This window comes from Thiohalorhabdus sp. Cl-TMA, assembly GCF_041821045.1.
GTDB classification, from domain to species: Bacteria; Pseudomonadota; Gammaproteobacteria; order Thiohalorhabdales; family Thiohalorhabdaceae; genus Thiohalorhabdus; species Thiohalorhabdus methylotropha.
The window spans coordinates 204,246-220,930 of record NZ_JBGUAW010000007.1 but is presented as its reverse complement, the minus strand read 5'-3'; the positions used below and the strand labels follow the sequence as shown (position 1 = coordinate 220,930).

The window sequence follows — 16,685 nt, the reverse complement described above, 5'->3', positions numbered from 1 at the left end:
AGTGAAGGAGAGGCGCTAACGTGGCGGGCGAGACCAAGCGGAAAGGAGGCACCTACGAGGGCCGGACCCTGCGCGAAGCCATGCGCCGGGCCCAGGAGGAGCTGGGCCCCACCGCCCGCATGCAGGACACCAGCCGCCTGCCCGACGGTGGCTGGCAGGTCCGGGCCTCGGTGAGCGGCTCCGGCGCCCTTCCGTCCTCGGAGCAGAGCACCGGGGAGTTCAGCGATGGCGAGGAGGTCTTCCTCCGCGAGCTCCGCTCCGAGGTGGCGGAGCTGCGGCGCCTGGTGGCCACCATGGAGACCGGGCCCCTGGCCGAGGGCGAGGCCCTCCTACGCAAGCGCGGGCTTTCGCCGGGGGCGGCGCGCGCCCTGTGGCGACTGGAGGCGAAAGGCCGCCCCACGGAGCGTGCCATCAAGCTTTCCCACGCCCTCAAGCCCGAGCAGGCGCCCATCCATGCGGCCCTGGTGGGGCCCACCGGGAGCGGCAAGACCACCACCATCGCCAAGCTCGCCGCCAAGTACCTGCTGCAGGGCATGAGCGTCTACCTGGTGGGAACGGACGCTTTCCGGATCGGCGCCATGGACCAGCTCCAGCAATATGCCCGAATCATGGAGGTGCCACTGTCCATTGCCCGGGACGCCCACGAGCTGCGGCAGGTGCTGCAGCGGACGGAGGGCTACGACGTGGTGCTGGTGGACACCATCGGGCGGGGTGCCCGCGCCCGCCGGGAGGTGAACGAGCTGGCCGCCATGTTCAAGGGATTCCCCGACCTGCGCCGCCACCTGGTCCTCCCCGGTAACGTGGACCTGGAGGACGCCCGCATCGGCTGGCAGACCTTCCGCTGCCTGAAGCCCTCCAGTCTGCTGACCACCAAGATGGACGAGACCGGGCGGCCGGCCCGGGCGCTGGAGATCGCCGTGGCCAGCGGCCTCCCCCTGGCCGCCTTCGGCTGCGGCCAGCAGGTGCCCGAGGATTTCGGCTTCTATTCCTACAAGTTCATCCGCACCAAGCTGCTCGGATTCGACCAACCGGACGGAGGGGAGCGCTGATGGTGGATCAAGCCCAGGGCTTGCGGGATCTGTTCCTGAGCCAGCGGGAGAAGCAGAAGGGAGCCAAGGAGCCGGCCGGCAAGCCCCGCCATCATCGGGTCATCTCCTTCACCAGCGGCAAGGGCGGCGTGGGCAAGACCAACCTGGTGACCTCCTTCGCCCAGATGGCGGTGCAGAAGCGTCACCGGGTGCTGGTCATGGATGCCGACCTGGGCCTGGGCAACATCGATGTCCTGCTCGGTCTGCGCCCCAAGCGGACCCTGCAGGACGTCCTGAACGGCCAGGCGGAGATCCGCGATGTGCTGCTGGAAGGGCCGGGCGGCGTGACCTTCCTGCCCGGGGGCTCGGGAATCGCCGAGCTTACCGCCCTGGAGACGGCCCAGAAGCTCGCCCTGGTGGACGCCATCAACGAGCTTGCCGTAGAGTTCGACACCCTGCTGGTGGACACCGGCGCCGGGATCTCGCCGAACGTCCTGTACTTCAACCAGGCCGCCACCGAGGTGGTGACCGTGGTGACGCCGGAGCCCACCTCCATCGCCGACGCCTACGGCATGATCAAGGTCCTTCACCAGCGGGGCCGCAAGGGACCCGTGTACGTCCTGGTGAACATGGCCCGCAACGGCTTCGAGGCGGTCCACGTGTTCCAGCGGCTTTCCCTGGCCGCCGAGCGGTTCCTCGGGGCCGAGCTGATCAACCTGGGCTGGCTGCCCCGCGATCCGCGCCTGGAAAGCGCGGTCCGTCAGCAGACCGCCTTCGTCGGCATGTACCCGCAGTCCAAGCTGGCCAGCCGGCTGCGCGAGATGTCCACCCGCCTCTTCTCCCTGCGCTCGGGGACGGGAGGCGAGGAAGGGCTGGCCCGCTTCTGGAGCGATCTGGTGGACCAGGAGACCTCGGATCTGATGGAGTCCGGCCCCACATGAGCTCCGCACCGGCGCCGAGGATCCCAGTGTCCCGAGCAATCAGGGGGGAATAATCACCGTGCCGCCGCGTACCGCGTTCGCATTCGGTTTCGCCCTCGGTCTGCTGGCCGTGTATTTCACCGGCCTGCTGCAGGGCATTTCGCTGGGGGGACTGCTGTGGCGCAGCGGGGTCGGAGCCGTGGGCTTCGGCGCCTTCTGCGCCCTGCTCGTCTTCCTGCTGGGGGATCCCCTGGAGGTCCCCGCCGAGGAGGACCCGGAGGCCACGGAAGAGGAGGACCAGGAGGAGTCCGGGGAGGATCCGGAGCAGGGGGCGGATCCTTCTCCGGAATACGGGCAGGGCAATAACTCGCTATGATAGGTGGGATCCGTGGATACACGGCGGTGAATGCCAATGACCCGGACAGTCTTCTGGAGCGCTACGGGGAGGTGATCTACTACCACGCGGAGCGGCTGGCGCCGAGGCTGCCGAACGGCCTGGAGCGCGGCGACCTCCTTAACGCGGGTATGGTGGCGCTGATCCAGGCGGCGGGAAATTTCGATCCCGCCCGGGGTGTCCAGTTCCGGACCTTCGCCGACTACCGCGTGCGCGGCGCCATGATCGACGAGATGCGGCGCGCGGACTGGATGGGGACGGAGACCCGCCGCCGTGCCCACATGCTCGAGGACGCCTTCAACGCCCTGGAGCAGAAGCACGGCCGTCCGGCGCAGAGCGAGGAGGTGGCAGGCTATCTGGGCATCAGTCAGGAGGAATATTTCCGCCTCCTCAGCGAGGTGCGCGGCATGTCGCTGCTCTCCATGGAGGATCTGGAGCTGCCCGAGGAGGACCTGCCGGCGGGGGACCTGGCCGATTGGCTTCATCGGGGGAACGAATCCGAGGCGTTCCAGGCCCTACGGATGGACGAGATCGTGGACAACCTCGCCGCGGGGCTGGAAGAGCTTCCGAACCGCGAGCGCTTGGTGCTTACCCTGTACTACTACGAGGAGCTCACCATGAAGGAGGTGGGCCAGGTCCTGGAAATCACGGAGTCCCGGGTCTCCCAGCTCCATACCCAGGCCGTTCTCCGCCTGCGGGGGCGCCTGGGCATGGACGGCCGGGAAGAGGACACCTGACCATGTCCGGTATCGTGGACTTCCTGATCCTGGTGCTCCTGGCGGTGCTGGTGGTCTTCGAGATCCTGCGGCCCCGGCGTGTGCGCGGTCTGCTCGACGAGGTGGACCGGCGCACGGAGGCGGCCACTGCGGCCCTGGATTCCGCCCAGCGGCGCCTCGAGGGCGCAGTGCAGGAGCTGGCCGTGGAGCGGAGCCGTCAGGAGCGCGAGGGGCGGCAGGAGGGTTCAGAGCCCGAAACCGCCGAGCGTGAGCGCCCGGCCCCCGCCACCCGGCGCAGGGCTTCCGCGGCTGCCCGCTATCGGCGTGAAGCCGAGGGCGGTACCTCCGGCCCCGGGGAGCGGCCGGATGAAGACGAATCCGAAGAGGTCCGCTCCCTCCGGGAGGAGGTGGCGGCGCGTCTGGAGCGCTCCTCCAGCGGACGCAGCCACCGGGAGCGGCGGCTGCTCGGGGAGCTGCAGGACATCCTCGACATGGACGCGGGCCCGGACCGGGATTCCAGGGAGAAATCCCTGTACGAGGCCCTGCAGCGGGCCATGGAGGAGCCCGCTCCCCGCAGGCCGTCCTCGGTGCCGGAGGAGGAGCACGAGCTCATCGAGAAGCTGCGCAGGAACGCCTGATCTGAACGGGGGACGAGCCCCCCCAGTCCTGTGGAGGCCGCCATGGCCCAGCCGCCGTCCGGATCCATCCCGGGCTCCCGCCCGGTTGAAACCACCCCGATCCGCATCGGGCGCAGCCAGCCCGGAGCTCCGCAGCTTCAAGAGGGGCGGCTGTATCCCGCCACGGTGGTCCGCGGCGGCCAGAGCCCCGTGCTGCGTCTGGCGGGACAGAACGTTGCCGCCGAGCCGCGCCACCCGACCCTGGAACAGGGCGCGCGCCTGCTGGTGCGGCCGCAGATTCAGGCCGGCCGGGTGGTGCTTCACGTTATGGGCCACGGGGACATCCAGGGCCAGGTGGCCAACCGCTTCGGCAGCATGCTGAACCGTTTCCCCTGGCCCCTTCCGCCGGGCGGCGCGCCCGCCTCCGGGGCGGCCGCGCCGCAGGGGGGCGGCACGCCCGCGACGGGCGGGCCGGGAAGCCTCCATCCCCCGGGCTCCGCGCCCGTGGGGCCGGGCCTTGGTCGAGGCCTTTCGGGACTGACCCGGCTTCCCACCTCCGCGCTGTTCCTCGGGTCGGCCGGCGGCACGGGTGCCCGGCCCGGAGCCGATCCGGCGGGACCGCCTCCCGACAGCTCGGGAAGCCGCTTGCCCCGGCTGCTTCCCGGGCAGGCCGGTGCCACCGCCCGGTTCCTGGGCACCCCCGACCCCGCCAATCTTCCCCGTCCACCCCTGCTCGGACATCTTCAGCCGGCATCCGGCGCATCGCCGTCCACCCCCGCGGCAGGCGGCGCGCCCGCCGCGGCGCCTGCCCCGGCAACTTCTGCCGCAGCGCGCGCCCCGACCCTGACCGGTGCCCTGTTGGGGTCGGCCTCCTCCGGTCCTCCTCCGCAGATCGGGGCCAGCGCCGGGGAGGTGCGCGGCTGGCTGGAGCGCTTGCTGGAGCCGGTTAGCGACGAGCCCGACCGCGCCGACCAGCGCCAGTCGCTCTGGGAACGGCTGCTCACGGAAAAAGGGCGCCTGCTTCTGGATCGGTGGGCCTTCGTGCCCCTGCCCTTCCGGGAGGAGACCTCGGGTGCCTGGGTGCAGATCCAGGAGCGCGCCGCCGAGGAGGAGGGCGCGGAGCCCGAGGCCACCGCGCTGCGTATCTGGCTGAACGCGGACCATCTTGGAGCCATGGAGGTCCTGATGCCCCTGCAGGGACGCCGTACCTGGCGGATCCGGTGCGAGCGGCCCGAGGCGCGGGAGCGGCTGGAGGCGGAGCGGCCGCGCCTGGAGCGTCTCTGCCGGAAGGCCGGCCATGCCGTCACCCTCCGGGTGGAGGGGCCCGAGCCCGACCTGAGCGAGCCTCCCGACTCCCTGCGGGAGGCCGCCACCATTCAGCAGGCCGTGAGCAGCCGCGCATGAGCACGGGCGAGGACGGTGGCGATCGCTCGGCTCCCTCAGGGGAGGCCTCCCGCCGCGTGGTGGCGGTGCGCTATCAGGAGCAGGAGGATCATGCTCCCGTGGTCACCGCCAAGGGCTACGGCACCCTGGCGGAGCGTCTCCTGCATCGGGCGGCGGAGGCGGGGGTTCCGGTCCGGGAGGACCGTTTCTTGGTTGAGGTCCTGTCCCGCCTGGAAGTGGGCACCAACATCCCTCCCGAAACCTACGAGGCCATGGCCATCATCCTGGCGGAGATCTACCGCCTGGACCGGGATGCCGGTGACGGCGGTCCGGCAGGGTAACGCGGCAAATTCTTCCCGCCCCGGATTCCGACTCCCAGGGCCGGAATCACCATAAAAACAAATATTTGTGCGGAGTCACGAAGCATATTACGACTTGGCACGCTCCTTGAATAGTAGGAGGCGGAACCAAGAAGGAGCCGTCTCCATGCTGGAAGGCAGCATCTTCACCGCACTTTCGGGGGCCCTGTCCCTGCGGCGCCGTCTGGACACGGTGGCCAACAACCTCTCCAACGTTAGCACCACCGGGTTCAAGGCCAACCGCCTCAACTTCGACGGGGTCCTGTCGGAGGCTGGAAAGTCCCGGCAGAGCGGGCCCAACGACCAGATCCTATTCCCGGTCATCAAGGAAGGGTTCACCGACCATTCGCAGGGAGCCCTGAAAAAGACCGACCGTAAGCTGGACTTCGCACTCCAGGGGGCGGGCTTCTTCCGGGTGCAGACCGAGGACGGGGAGGCCTATACCCGGGACGGCCGCTTCCACCTGAATCCCGACGGGACGCTGGTGGACGTGGACGGCCGCCCCGTGCTCAACGACAACGGCGCCCCCATCGAGCTCTCCGCCCGGGATGTGGAGGTCAACGAGGCCGGCGAGCTGTTCGTCCCCGGCAGCCAGGCGCCGGTGGACCGGCTGGGCGTCGTCCGGGCCGCCGATCCGCAACAGCTCGAGCATCGCGGCGACAACCTCTATACCAGCCGCGCGGGCAATATGCAGCCGGCCGAGAACGCCCGGGTAACCAACGAGCACCTGGAAGGATCCAATGTGAACACCATGGAGGAGATGGTGCACATGCTCGATCTGCAGCGGTCCTTCCAATCGATCACCAAGGCCATGAAGTCCATCGACGAGGCCTATAGCCGCAACGCCGCGGACCTGGCCAGCCCCGGCAGATAGCCGGGCCCGGACCGCTTGCGCCAACCAGACAGGACGAGGGAGTAAGCATGGATCGAGCAATGTGGACGGCGGCTTCCGGGATGCACGCCCAGCAGACCCGGATCGACACCATCTCCAACAACCTTTCGAACGTGAACACCACCGGCTTCAAGCAGAGCCGGGCGGACTTCCAGGACCAGATGTACCAGGTGCAGCGGATGCCCGGGGCCTCCAGCTCGGCGGCCGGCACCCAGGTGCCCACGGGTATCCAGGTGGGCCTCGGTGTGCGCACGGGCGCCGTCAGCCCCACCTTCGAGCAGGGCAATCTGGAGAACACCGGGAACAACCTGGACCTGGCCATCGAGGGACGGGGCTTTTTCCAGGTGCAGCTGCCGAATGGCGATACCGGGTACACCCGGGCGGGGAACTTCAGCATCGACAACCAGGGCCGGATCGTCACACCGGACGGCAACCCCCTGCTCTCCGGGATTACCATCCCGCCGAACGCCACCGGCGTGAACATCTCCAAGGACGGGACCGTGGACGTCCGCCAGCCCGGGAATGCCCAGCCCACCACGGTGGGGCAGATCCAGCTCGCCACCTTCGTCAACCCGGCGGGCCTGAAGGCGGAAGGCGGCAACATCTTCCTGGAAACCGGCGCCTCGGGCGCACCCCAGCAGGGACTGCCCGGAGCCAACGGGGCCGGAACCCTCCAGCAGGGCTTCCTGGAGAAGTCCAACGTCAGCGTGGTCCGGGAAATGGTCAACATGATCTCCGGACAGCGGGCATACGAAGTCAACTCCAAGGCCATCAAGACCTCCGACCAGATGCTGCAGATGGCCAACAATCTGAAGCGCTGAAGTAGTCCGTCCCCGAGGTAGGTTGCCATGACCCCGCGCCTGGTTCTCACTGCATTGCTCCTGCTGCTCCCCGCGGTCTCCTGGGGAACGGGCCTCCGCGTGGCCGTCGATGAGCGGTCCGAGGTGGGCCGGACCACGGTGACCCTCGGCAGCATCGCCGAGGTTTCCGGGCCGGATGCGGAGCTGGTCCGGAAGGTCCGCGGCCTGGAGGTGCACCGCTTCGAGGCCGGGGAGTCGAGCTGGCGGGTTTCCGGACGCGCCGTCGGACAGGCCCTCTGGGAGGCGGGCGTGGGCCTGGACCGGGTGGAGATGGATATCCCCCTCGGTGCCCAGGTCCGGCGCGGCACGGTGCGGCTCTCCTCGGAGCGCGTCGCCGAGGCGGTGCGGGAGCAGCTCGGCCGGACCGGTGGAAAGGGAGTGCGCATCCGGGTGGTCTTCCCGGAGGGTGCGCCCGCCTTCAAGGGGCTTCCCGCCAAGGGCCGCATCGACGTGGCGCGTGACGGGGAGGGCCAGGCCCGGGTTCGGGTGAGCGTGGACGGCCAGGTGGTGGCCTCCCGTGCCGTGGCGGTGGAGCTGCATCGCGAACGGCGCGTGGTGGTGGCGCGGGAGAACCTCCGCCCCGGCACCCGGATCGAGCCCGAGCAGGTGAAGCTGGCCTACCGCGAGGCCGGGGAGAACCGCTGGGCCTACCTCTCCGAGTCTCAGGAGGTGGTGGGTAGCTGGGTGATGCAGGCTATCGGCGAGGGCCACCCCGTGAAGCGGTCCCAGCTCCGCCTGCCTCCCGAGGTGCGCTCCGGGGATCCGGTGACGCTCGTCTATGATACCCCCAAGCTGCGGATCACCGCCCCGGGCACCGTGCGCCAGCAGGGCGCCCTGGGTGAGGTGCTCGCCATGGAGAATCAGGCCAGCGGCAAGCAGGTCTACGCCCGCCTGATCGGGTCCAGCAAGGCCCGAGTGGTAGAGCAGGAAGCCGGGAAGGAAAAGCAATGACCAGGAAGTGGGTCGGAGCGCTGATCGTGCTCCTGCTGGTGGCGGGCTGCGCACCCAGGGGCGGGCCGGACCAGCAGAGCCCCGAGCTGGAGAAGCTGGACGCGGAGGTGGACGATGCCCGGCTGGACACGCCGGACAGCCGCAGGAACCGCTCCAACGAGGGGTCCCTCTGGGGGCGGAGCGACGAGGGCATGTTCGTCGACAACAAGGCCCGCGAGGTGGGGGACATTATCACCGTGGAGCTTAGCGAGAGCGCAGAGGGCAACAATGCCGCCTCCGTCGAGGCGAGTCGGGAGGCTTCCAGCTCCGGGGGAATCTCCTCGCTGCTCGGCGCCGAGGACAAGATCCCGGGCGAAGATCCCGGCAACGCGCTGGAGGCCAATTCCTCCAACGAGCTGAGCGGCGACGGCGAGACCTCCCGCTCCACAAGCCTGAGCGGCAACATGACCGCGGTGGTCAAGCAGGTGTTCCCCAACGGCAACCTGCGCATCGAGGGGCAGCGCCGGGTGACCGTCAACAACGAGCAGCAGAACATGGTGCTTTCGGGAGTGATCCGCCAGGAGGACATCGCCTCGGACAACTCCATCTCCTCCGGGAAGATCGCCAATGCCCGCATCCAGTACGCGGGAGAGGGCGTGGTGGCCCGTCAGCAGGACGAGGGCTGGCTGACCAAGCTCATCCACAAATTCTGGCCTTTCTGAGGCATTAGGAGTCGCGCGTGATAGGGAAGGCGCATCGCACCATCCGCCGTCTTGCCGGAATCGGGATCCTGCTGCTGGCGGGCCTGCCGCTGGCGGCCCAGGCCGAGCGGATCAAGGACATTGCCGACGTGGTGGGTGTCCGCGACAACCAGCTCATGGGCTACGGCCTGGTGGTGGGTCTGGACGGAACCGGGGATTCGCCTCAGACCTCCAGCCCGTTCACCCTCAAGTCCATGGTCTCCATGCTCGAGCGCATGGGTATCAATCTGCGCCAGGAGGTGGACAGCATGCGGCCGGACAACGTGGCCGCCGTCATGGTGACGGCCACGCTGCCGCCCTACACCTCCCAGGGCCAGAAGATCAATGTCTCCGTCTCCAGTCTCGGGGATGCCGAGAGCCTGCAGGGCGGGGTCCTGGTGATGACCCCGCTCAAGGGTCCGGACGGCCAGGTCTACGCGGTGGCCCAGGGGCCCGTGAGCCTGGGCGGCTTCGGCGCCCAAGGGGAGGGCGGTGAGGTGCAGGTCAATCATCTCACCTCCGGAAGCATCCCGAACGGGGCCCTGGTGGAGCGCGAGCTGCCCATCTCCATGAACGGCAAGAAGACCCTGCGGCTCGCCCTGCGGCAGACGGATTTCACCACCGCCACCCGGGTCGCCCGCTCGGTGGATAAAGAGCTCGGCGGCGACTATGCTCAGGCCACCGACCCCGGCACGGTCCGCGTGGAAGTCCCCTCCAATTACCAGGACCGGGTGGTGCCGCTGGTGTCGCGCCTGGAAAATCTTTCCGTGCGGACTGCCCGGAAGGCCCGTGTGGTGCTCGACGAGCGCACCGGCACGGTGATCATCGGCAAAAATGTCCGGGTGCACCCCGTGGCGGTCTCCCACGGCAACCTCAATATCACCATTACCGAGAAGCCCCAGGTGAGCCAGCCGGCCTCCTTCGGTGCCGGGGTGACCACGGTGGTGCCGCGCACGGAGATCGAGGCCGGCGAGGAGAAGGCCGACCTGATCCTCCTGCAGCCCGGTGTCGATCTCTCCTCGCTGGTGGGCGCCCTGAACTCCATAGGCGCTTCCACCCGGGACCTGATCGCCATCCTGCGGGCCATCAAGGAGGCGGGCGCCCTTACCGCGGAGCTGAAGATCATCTAGGACGCCGCCACGGTGGAGCGTAGCCGCGGCCCGGATGGTCCGGTTCTTGCTCCTGTACGGGCGTGGGCGGGCACATTTTGCCCGAGCCCCACAAAACGAAGTTTCGACCCAGCTGGAGGACCGCGATGGAGCTCGGTTTCGACCCGCAGGTGCATGCGCAGGGCCAGACGACCCGCAAGAAGCTGGAGGACCTGACGAAGAAGTTCGAGGCGGTGTTCCTCTCCCAGGCTTTCTCCACCATGCGGGAGACCGTGCCCAAGGACGGCCTGGTGGATACGGGAACGGCGGGCAACCTGTATAACAGCATGCTCGACCGGCAGGTGGCGAGCATGGGCTCGGAGAAGGGCGGGCTCGGGCTCAGCCAGGCGCTGTACGCCTACCTGGAGCAGGGCCTGCCCGAGGACGGGGCCGCTCCTGCGAAGGACGCGGCGGGGAAGCTGGATACCCGGCGCTGAGCGGGTCATCCCCCCGGACAGACAACAGGCCGAAGCGGGACTGCATTGCCATGCCCGGTTACTGTACCGGGCTTTTTTGGGTATATTCCCACCATCGCTGTGTGTGTGAATGAAACCCAAAAAGCCCGAGCAGGAGAAGCGGATGGCATCAGGAGAACCCATCCGGGTTCTGGTTGTGGACGATTCGGCGGTGGTGCGGTCGGTCCTCAAAAAGGGCCTGGGCGGGGCACAAGGACTGGAGGTGGTCGGAGCCGCCCACAACGGCCGGCAAGGCCTGGAGATGGTGGAGGCCGAAAAACCGGATGCGGTGGTTCTGGACGTGGAAATGCCGGAGATGACCGGCATCCAGTTCCTGGATCATCTGCAGCCCGACAAGCGCAGCGATCTGGTAGTGGTCATGTTCAGCTCGGCGTCGAAGAAGAACGCCGAGGTCACCATGGAATGCCTCTCGCGTGGGGCCCAGGAATTCGTGAACAAGCCGGATCCCGCCCGGACGGGCATGCGGGAGCCGCTGGAGGAAACGGTCAACGAGCTGGCCCGGACCGTCCGCGGACTGGTCCGGGCCAAAAAGGGCAAGCGCGGGGAGGAGCCCGCCCGGGGGGCCGCCCCTGCCGCCGCTCCCGAGAAGCCCGCGGCGCCCATCCGCGAGGGAGGCGGAGTTCCCTCCGGGTTCCAGCCGGACCTGGTGGTGATCGGCAGCTCCACGGGGGGACCGCAGACCCTGCATACCATCTGGAGCGCGGTGGACGCCGTTGGGCCGCCGCGTGTCCCCGTTCTGCTCGTGCAGCACATGGCCCAGGGGTTTACCGGGCCCTTCGCCGACCGCCTCGGGGCGCGGGGCCCGTTCCCCTGGCGGGAGGCCGAGGACGGCGAAAAGGTCCCGGTGGGGACGGGACTGGTGGCGCCGGGCAACTACCACATGCGCCTGTCCCGCTACACCAATCGCCTGACGGTGCATCTGGACCAGGAGCCGCGGGTCAATTCCTGCCGGCCGGCGGTGGATCCGCTGTTCATGTCCGCCTCGGAGCTCCCCGGGACGCGGGTGCTCGGCATCGTGCTGACGGGAATGGGACAGGACGGGCTGGAAGGCGCGCGCCATGTCCGGTCGGGTGGCGGCGTGGTGGTGGTCCAGAGCGAGGAGAGCAGCGCGGTATGGGGAATGCCGGGATCCGTCGCCCGGGCGGGGCTCCATAACGCGGTCATGGAGCCCAGGGGCATCAGCGACCTGCTGTCGCGGGTGCTGTACGCCGCCGCGGCTTCGGGCTGAACGCCCGAAGCCGGCGGCTCCGGCCTACTCGAAGGCTACGAAGAGCGAGCCGCCCCGCTTGTCCAGGGCCCGGATGTCCGGGAAGTGGATCAGGTAGATGCCGCCCACGCTGAAGTTGTCCGCATCCACCCCCTCGCCCTTCATCTCGTTGGGGGCCATCGGGCGGGCGTGGCCGACGCGGATGCCGTATTCCCAGCCCTTGTTCTCCAGCTCCTGGTTGAAGAACACGGTGGCCACGTTGAGGACCTCCCGGGCAGCGTCGAGGGTGAGGTCGTTGGACTCCACGTTCTCCACCTTCTCCTCCACCGAGGGGTCCATGACCATCATGCATCCGGTGGCGATGGCCATGCGTATGCCCACGCCCATCCAGCCGATGATCTCCTCGTCCCCCTGGAGGTTGCGGTGCAGGGCGGCGACGAACATGCCGCCCGAACGGCGGGCCACCTGGTTCAGCTTGAAATTCACGAGCTTCTCGGGGCCTTCCACCTTGGGGGTCTGGGAAAGCAGCTGGGCGAAGCCACTGGAAATGGCCTTCGGGGTGGGTAAATCATCCAGGGTCGGCATGTTCGCGTCGGCCTCGTGCTGTTTGGGCGGTTAGGCGCGGGGGACGGGCCTTATTTCAGGTTTTCCAGCAGGACGTTGCTGAGGACGCGGCTCACCACTTCCCGGCCGCCGACCTCGTATTCCCCGCGGTCGATGGCGTCTTTCAGGGCTTCCACGCGGCTCTCCCGGACATCGGGGAGCGATTCGAGCTTGCCGCGGAGCTGGGGGAGGTTCAGGTCCATGCGGGCGGCTTCCCCGGAACCGCTGCCGGAGGCGGCGGACCCGGCGGATTCGGAGGAGCCGGTGCCCGCCTTACCGGAGCGGGATGTCCGGCGCGGATTGTTGTTCTTGCCGTCGATGCGCATGAGGATCCTTTCTCCGGACGGCGGAGCTCGGTCCCGCCCCGCCTGATACGGTCGACCGAATATACCCAATTCCTTGCCCTCGGAACAAGGAAGGGGCTATGTTTCGTGTCAAGAGCGACTTCCGGACAGGCTACACGGACAATGCCGGACAGGGGCGTGGGATACTAACGAAAGCTCCGTAGTGAAGGCGGCCCGGCTCCAGCGTCAAAAAGGACGGGTGAATGGAAGCAACAGTATCAGCAGCCGGATGGGATCGGTATGTAGCGTCGATTCTCCTGCCCTGGCGCCGTACTTCCCTGCACATGCGCATCCTTCTCCTCGATCTGGCGGCCGCCGCCGTGCTGCTGCCCGTGCTGGGCGCGGCGCTCGGGGCGGTGGCCCTGGCGTGGCTGCTGCCCTTGGGCATGGCCATAATCGGGGCCATGGTGGCCCTGACCTATATCATGGTGGTCCGGCCCCTGCGCCGGGTGGAGGGCGCCCTAACCCGGCTCGCTGCCGGAGACCTGAGCCACGCCGCCGGTGACCTGCGTACCCGGGACGCCGGAGAGGTGGGGCGGATGGTCGGCGCGGTTGCCGATCTTCGTGACCAGCTGCGGCAGGAGGTATACCAGGGGCTGCATCAGTCGGAGAGCCTGGTGGAGCACTCGGGCCAGCTGGACGGCACCGCCGAGGAGATGGGCCAGGCGGTGCAGTTCCAGGCGCGTCAGACCGCCGATGTGTCCCACAGCGCCCAGGAGGTCAATCAGGTGGTTCAGGATGTCGCCAGCAAGGTGACGGAAGTTTCCCAGTCCGCCTCCAATGCGAGCAATACGGCCGAGGAGGGTATGGAGACCCTGGCGGGGGCCTCCCAGCGGGTAAAGGCCATGCTTGCCACCAGCGGCGAGGTAGCCAAGATCGCCGGAACCATCCAGGAGATCGCCAAGAAGACGGACCTGCTGGCGCTGAACGCGGCCATCGAGGCAGCCAACGCCGGCGAGCAGGGCAAGGGCTTCGCGGTGGTCGCCGACGAGGTGCGCAAGCTGGCCGAGAACACCCGCGAGGCGACTACCAGTATCGACAGCATCCTGGATCGGCTGCAGGGGGAAGTGGGGGATTCCGCGGAGTCCATGGACCGGGTCATGGAGGGCATGACCGGTATATTGGGCATGATCGAGCATACCGACTCGCTGGCCGGGCAGATCGCCGCCTCCGCGGAGGAGCTGGCCGCCACCATGTCGGAGGTGACCGGCCAGATCTCGGATGTGGCGGAGAGCAGCCAGACCCTCAGCCAGTCGGTGGAGCAGATTCAGGAAGCCTCCCGCGCCATTAGCGAGATGGCGGAGAAGATCCGCTCGGAGAAGGAAAATTATGCGGTTCACTGATTCCGGGACCCGGGTATCCCGAGGCGGCAGACGGTCCGTGCGGACGGGCGCAGCGGCTTGTCTGGTCCTGTTCGGGCTGGCGACGCCGGCGGTCCAGGGGGAGGAGCAATCGGATTCCGTGTCCGAGCGGGAAATGGCCGCCTTCGCGGCGGCGGCCCGCGAGCTGCAAGTGATGCGCGGCAAGGCGCGCCTGCCGGTGGGGCGCGCGGTCCGCAAGCGGATGGTCGAGGCGGTCCGGGAGCGCGGCCTAACCGTGGACCGCTATAACCGGATCGCCAGGCAGGTGCGCCAGGACACCGGCCTGAATGCCCGCTACCGCCGGGCTTGGCGGGAGCTGGGCGGCTAGCCGGCGGGATCGGGGAGGCCGTGGGCCGTCGCCGCGCCTCCGGGGGTGAGCCGCCGGCTCTTTGCAGCGGTCAGCCGGTGCCTTCCTGAAGCCGGAACTCCTGCACCGTCTCGGCGAGCTGACGGGCCATCCGGTCCACCTGGGAGGCGGCCTCGCGGATCTGCTCCACGGAGTCGGTGACGTTCTGGGCGGTCTCCTGGATCTCGCCCAGGTTGTCCGTGGTCTCGCCCATGGTCGCGGCCAGCTCCTCCGCGGAGGCGGCGATCTGGTTCGCCATCTGGTCCGTGCTCTGCGCCTGGGTGTGGATGTTCTCCATGGCCGCGGTTAGGCGGTGCAGGGTGCTTGAGTTCTCGTCCACCTGTTGCCGGAACTGCGCAAGGATGCCGTTGATCTCGCCGGTAGCGCTGGAGGTCTGCTCAGCGAGCTGACGGACCTCGTCGGCGACCACCGCGAAGCCCTTGCCCTGCTCGCCGGCGTTGGCCGCCTCGATGGCCGCGTTCAGGGCCAGCAGGTCCGTCTTCTTGGCGATCTCCTGGATCGTGGTGGTGATCCGGTCCACATTCTCGGTGGTGGTGCGCAGGTCCTCCATCTGGCGGCTCGCCTGCTCCGCCTCCTTACTGCCCGCTTCCGATTCCTCGTTGACCCGCCCGGCGGACTGGGAAACCTCGTTGATGTTGTTGGCGACGTCCTGGACTACCTGGTTCACCTCCTGCACCGACCCGGACACTTCCGAGGAGCGCGACGCCTGGGCCTGGGCACTCTCGCGGAGTCCCTCGGCCGAGGCGTTCAGCTCCTCGCTGGCGGCGGCGAGCTGACTGGACTGCTCCCGGTTGCCGCGCATCTGGCTGTTGAGGGTGATCCGCATTTTCTCGGTGGCGTTCTGCAGATCCCCGAGCTCCGTCTGCTCGGTTCTCCGGACCGGTTGGCTCAGGTCGTTGTCCGCGATGCGGACCATTTCCTCCCGGAGGGCGCGGATGGGCTCCTGCAGGTTCTTGCGCGCCACCAGGGCGAAGCTCGCCGAGCCCAGGGCAAGTACCGCGATCGCAAGGCCCAGGGCCCAGAAGGCGTTCTCCCGGTCCGCCGCCTCCAGGCGGCTCCGGTCGGCCAGCACGCTCTCGATGGTGCGCATGGATACCACGGCGGAAAGATAGGCGTGCGTCTTGCCGTCCGCCCCTTCCAGGGGGGTGAGGATGCGGGCAAGACTTCCGCCGTCTAGGAAGCGGGCTCCCGCCCCTTCTACGCCGTTCTCCGGAGAGAAAGGGGGCTCCTTGAGCTCCTTCAGGCTTCCGTGCTTCCGGAGCACCTTTCCAGTCGGGGAGACCACCGCCAGGGCCGCCGGAAATTGGTCGGTGGACAGGAAGCCGCCCACCTGCTCCAGGAAGCCCTTCATGGGCACCGCCACGCCGAAGACCCCCTGCCAATGATAGGCCGAACGGGTCTGTCGGTGCACGAGTCCCGCCGCGGTGAGATGGGGCTTGCCGTCGATAAGGGCGAAGCTGGCCAGGCCCTCGATGGCCTCCTGGGGCGGCACCCGGGTAAGCGCTGTGGTGAGCGCGTCCATCCAAGACTTCCGGTCGCCCTGCAGCGCACCCTTTACCTGTACGTCATCGGTGGTACCGGACAGGTTGTAGGCCACGAAGCGGCTGTCGGCGGAAACCCCCGGCAGGCTCTGAAGGGTGAAAAGGGCGTCCCCGAAGCCCGAGGAGCTGCCGTCCTTGATGCTCTGGGTGACCGTGCTCATGGAGCGCCCCTTGAGCATCAGGTCCCGGGCCTCGGCCTGGAGCTTTTCCTGGACGGCGGACACGATTCGCCGGGTCGAGGACTCCTGAAGGGACTGCCAGCCCTGGTTGACCCGCGACACCCGCTGCTCCCAGATATGGTTGCTGTATTGCGTCGCCGACCATAGGAGCCAGAGCATGGCGCCGGTGAGGACCACGATGATGGCCGTGACCAGAAACTGCAGGCGGACACTTAAACTTTGGAAGTGGCGCATGCTCTCTCCTAGGCAGAATGGCCTTTCCCCGGGAGCGACTTCTCAGAATCGGGAATCCGTATGGGATGCTGCTACTCTAGTGGTATTTATTAGTGAATGCCAGGAGGAAGGAGGGTGGCTGTCTTGCGGTTACTGGGGAAAGCCCATAGGCTTGGAATGGATTAAGCTTTTGTCCTAGGGAAATTTTCCGAATATCGAGTGGCCCCGCATGGGGTTTTGGCGAGTAAGAGCCAATACGTAAGAAAATGCTCCATGCAGGAAATATTTCGGCCTTGACTGTCACCCTTTGGCGACAGGTGCCGCCCAAAGGGTCTCGCAATTCGGGCCTGAAATCGGTAGGGTAAGGGCCGGGCTGTTGTCCCCAAAAGCATTCGGCGGCAGCAGCG

General features: G+C 68.0%; 19 protein-coding genes. 16 read left to right on the top strand and 3 right to left on the bottom strand.

From position 1 onward, the window contains the following. The first annotated feature begins 20 nt into the window (after positions 1-20). The 14 genes from ACERLL_RS11635 (at position 21) to cheB (ending at position 11,691) form a co-directional block, all read left to right on the top strand. Positions 21-1,049, top strand: coding sequence for a flagellar biosynthesis protein FlhF (locus ACERLL_RS11635; RefSeq protein WP_373656266.1), 1,029 nt, complete (start codon positions 21-23; stop codon positions 1,047-1,049). After that, on the top strand, positions 1,049-1,969 hold the full coding sequence (locus ACERLL_RS11630; protein WP_373656265.1) for a MinD/ParA family protein: 921 nt from the start codon (positions 1,049-1,051) through the stop codon (positions 1,967-1,969). Before ACERLL_RS11635 ends, ACERLL_RS11630 begins: the two co-directional genes overlap by 1 nt. 58 nt (positions 1,970-2,027) lie before the next feature. Continuing rightward, positions 2,028-2,324, top strand: coding sequence for a hypothetical protein (locus tag ACERLL_RS11625; protein ID WP_373656264.1), 297 nt, complete (start codon positions 2,028-2,030; stop codon positions 2,322-2,324). Between the two features lie 26 nt (positions 2,325-2,350). Beyond that, positions 2,351-3,079 carry a FliA/WhiG family RNA polymerase sigma factor gene (locus tag ACERLL_RS11620; protein ID WP_373656263.1) on the top strand — a complete coding sequence of 243 codons (729 nt, stop codon included), beginning with the start codon at positions 2,351-2,353 and terminating at the stop codon, positions 3,077-3,079. A 2-nt stretch (positions 3,080-3,081) separates the two neighbouring features. Further along, complete coding sequence (locus ACERLL_RS11615; protein ID WP_373656262.1) at positions 3,082-3,696, top strand: hypothetical protein; 615 nt, start codon at positions 3,082-3,084, stop codon at positions 3,694-3,696. A 42-nt stretch (positions 3,697-3,738) separates the two neighbouring features. Then, complete coding sequence (fliK, locus tag ACERLL_RS11610; RefSeq protein ID WP_373656261.1) at positions 3,739-5,079, top strand: flagellar hook-length control protein FliK; 1,341 nt, start codon at positions 3,739-3,741, stop codon at positions 5,077-5,079. Continuing rightward, positions 5,076-5,399, top strand: coding sequence for an EscU/YscU/HrcU family type III secretion system export apparatus switch protein (locus tag ACERLL_RS11605; RefSeq protein WP_373656260.1), 324 nt, complete (start codon positions 5,076-5,078; stop codon positions 5,397-5,399). Before fliK ends, ACERLL_RS11605 begins: the two co-directional genes overlap by 4 nt. Before the next feature lie 145 nt (positions 5,400-5,544). After that, positions 5,545-6,291, top strand: coding sequence for a flagellar basal-body rod protein FlgF (gene flgF / locus ACERLL_RS11600; protein WP_373656259.1), 747 nt, complete (start codon positions 5,545-5,547; stop codon positions 6,289-6,291). 47 nt (positions 6,292-6,338) lie between these two features. Beyond that, the gene (flgG, locus tag ACERLL_RS11595) at positions 6,339-7,130 is read left to right on the top strand and encodes a flagellar basal-body rod protein FlgG (protein ID WP_373656258.1); all 792 of its coding nucleotides are present in this window, start codon (positions 6,339-6,341) and stop codon (positions 7,128-7,130) included. Positions 7,131-7,157: 27 nt separating this feature from the next. Continuing rightward, complete coding sequence (gene flgA / locus ACERLL_RS11590; protein ID WP_373656257.1) at positions 7,158-8,120, top strand: flagellar basal body P-ring formation chaperone FlgA; 963 nt, start codon at positions 7,158-7,160, stop codon at positions 8,118-8,120. Then, on the top strand, positions 8,117-8,821 hold the full coding sequence (locus ACERLL_RS11585) for a flagellar basal body L-ring protein FlgH (protein ID WP_373656256.1): 705 nt from the start codon (positions 8,117-8,119) through the stop codon (positions 8,819-8,821). Before flgA ends, ACERLL_RS11585 begins: the two co-directional genes overlap by 4 nt. A gap of 20 nt (positions 8,822-8,841) precedes the next feature. Then, positions 8,842-9,969: a flagellar basal body P-ring protein FlgI gene (locus tag ACERLL_RS11580; protein WP_373656324.1), complete on the top strand. Its 1,128-nt coding sequence runs from the start codon at positions 8,842-8,844 to the stop codon at positions 9,967-9,969. Positions 9,970-10,094: 125 nt separating this feature from the next. Then, on the top strand, positions 10,095-10,424 hold the full coding sequence (locus ACERLL_RS11575; RefSeq protein WP_373656255.1) for a rod-binding protein: 330 nt from the start codon (positions 10,095-10,097) through the stop codon (positions 10,422-10,424). Between the two features lie 142 nt (positions 10,425-10,566). Next, on the top strand, positions 10,567-11,691 hold the full coding sequence (gene cheB / locus ACERLL_RS11570) for a chemotaxis-specific protein-glutamate methyltransferase CheB (protein WP_373656254.1): 1,125 nt from the start codon (positions 10,567-10,569) through the stop codon (positions 11,689-11,691). A 24-nt stretch (positions 11,692-11,715) separates the two neighbouring features. On the opposite strand, the gene ACERLL_RS11565 is transcribed toward cheB, so the two are convergent. Further along, positions 11,716-12,255 (bottom strand): hypothetical protein, encoded by a 540-nt coding sequence (locus ACERLL_RS11565; RefSeq protein WP_373656253.1) that lies wholly within the window; start codon positions 12,253-12,255, stop codon positions 11,716-11,718. 50 nt (positions 12,256-12,305) lie between these two features. Further along, positions 12,306-12,599, bottom strand: coding sequence for a flagellar biosynthesis anti-sigma factor FlgM (flgM, locus tag ACERLL_RS11560; RefSeq protein ID WP_373656252.1), 294 nt, complete (start codon positions 12,597-12,599; stop codon positions 12,306-12,308). 221 nt (positions 12,600-12,820) lie between these two features. On the opposite strand from flgM, the gene ACERLL_RS11555 reads away from it, so the two are divergent. Both ACERLL_RS11555 and ACERLL_RS11550 read left to right on the top strand, forming a co-directional pair. Continuing rightward, positions 12,821-13,960 (top strand): methyl-accepting chemotaxis protein, encoded by a 1,140-nt coding sequence (locus ACERLL_RS11555; protein ID WP_373656251.1) that lies wholly within the window; start codon positions 12,821-12,823, stop codon positions 13,958-13,960. Further along, a complete protein-coding gene (locus tag ACERLL_RS11550) occupies positions 13,947-14,306 on the top strand; it encodes a DUF4168 domain-containing protein (protein ID WP_373656250.1) in 360 nt (119 codons plus the stop codon). The genes ACERLL_RS11555 and ACERLL_RS11550 overlap by 14 nt, the downstream gene beginning before the upstream one ends. Positions 14,307-14,376: 70 nt before the next feature. Here ACERLL_RS11550 and ACERLL_RS11545 read toward each other — a convergent pair whose 3' ends face one another. Then, positions 14,377-16,299 (bottom strand): methyl-accepting chemotaxis protein, encoded by a 1,923-nt coding sequence (locus tag ACERLL_RS11545; RefSeq protein WP_373656249.1) that lies wholly within the window; start codon positions 16,297-16,299, stop codon positions 14,377-14,379. Positions 16,300-16,685 lie beyond the last annotated feature (386 nt).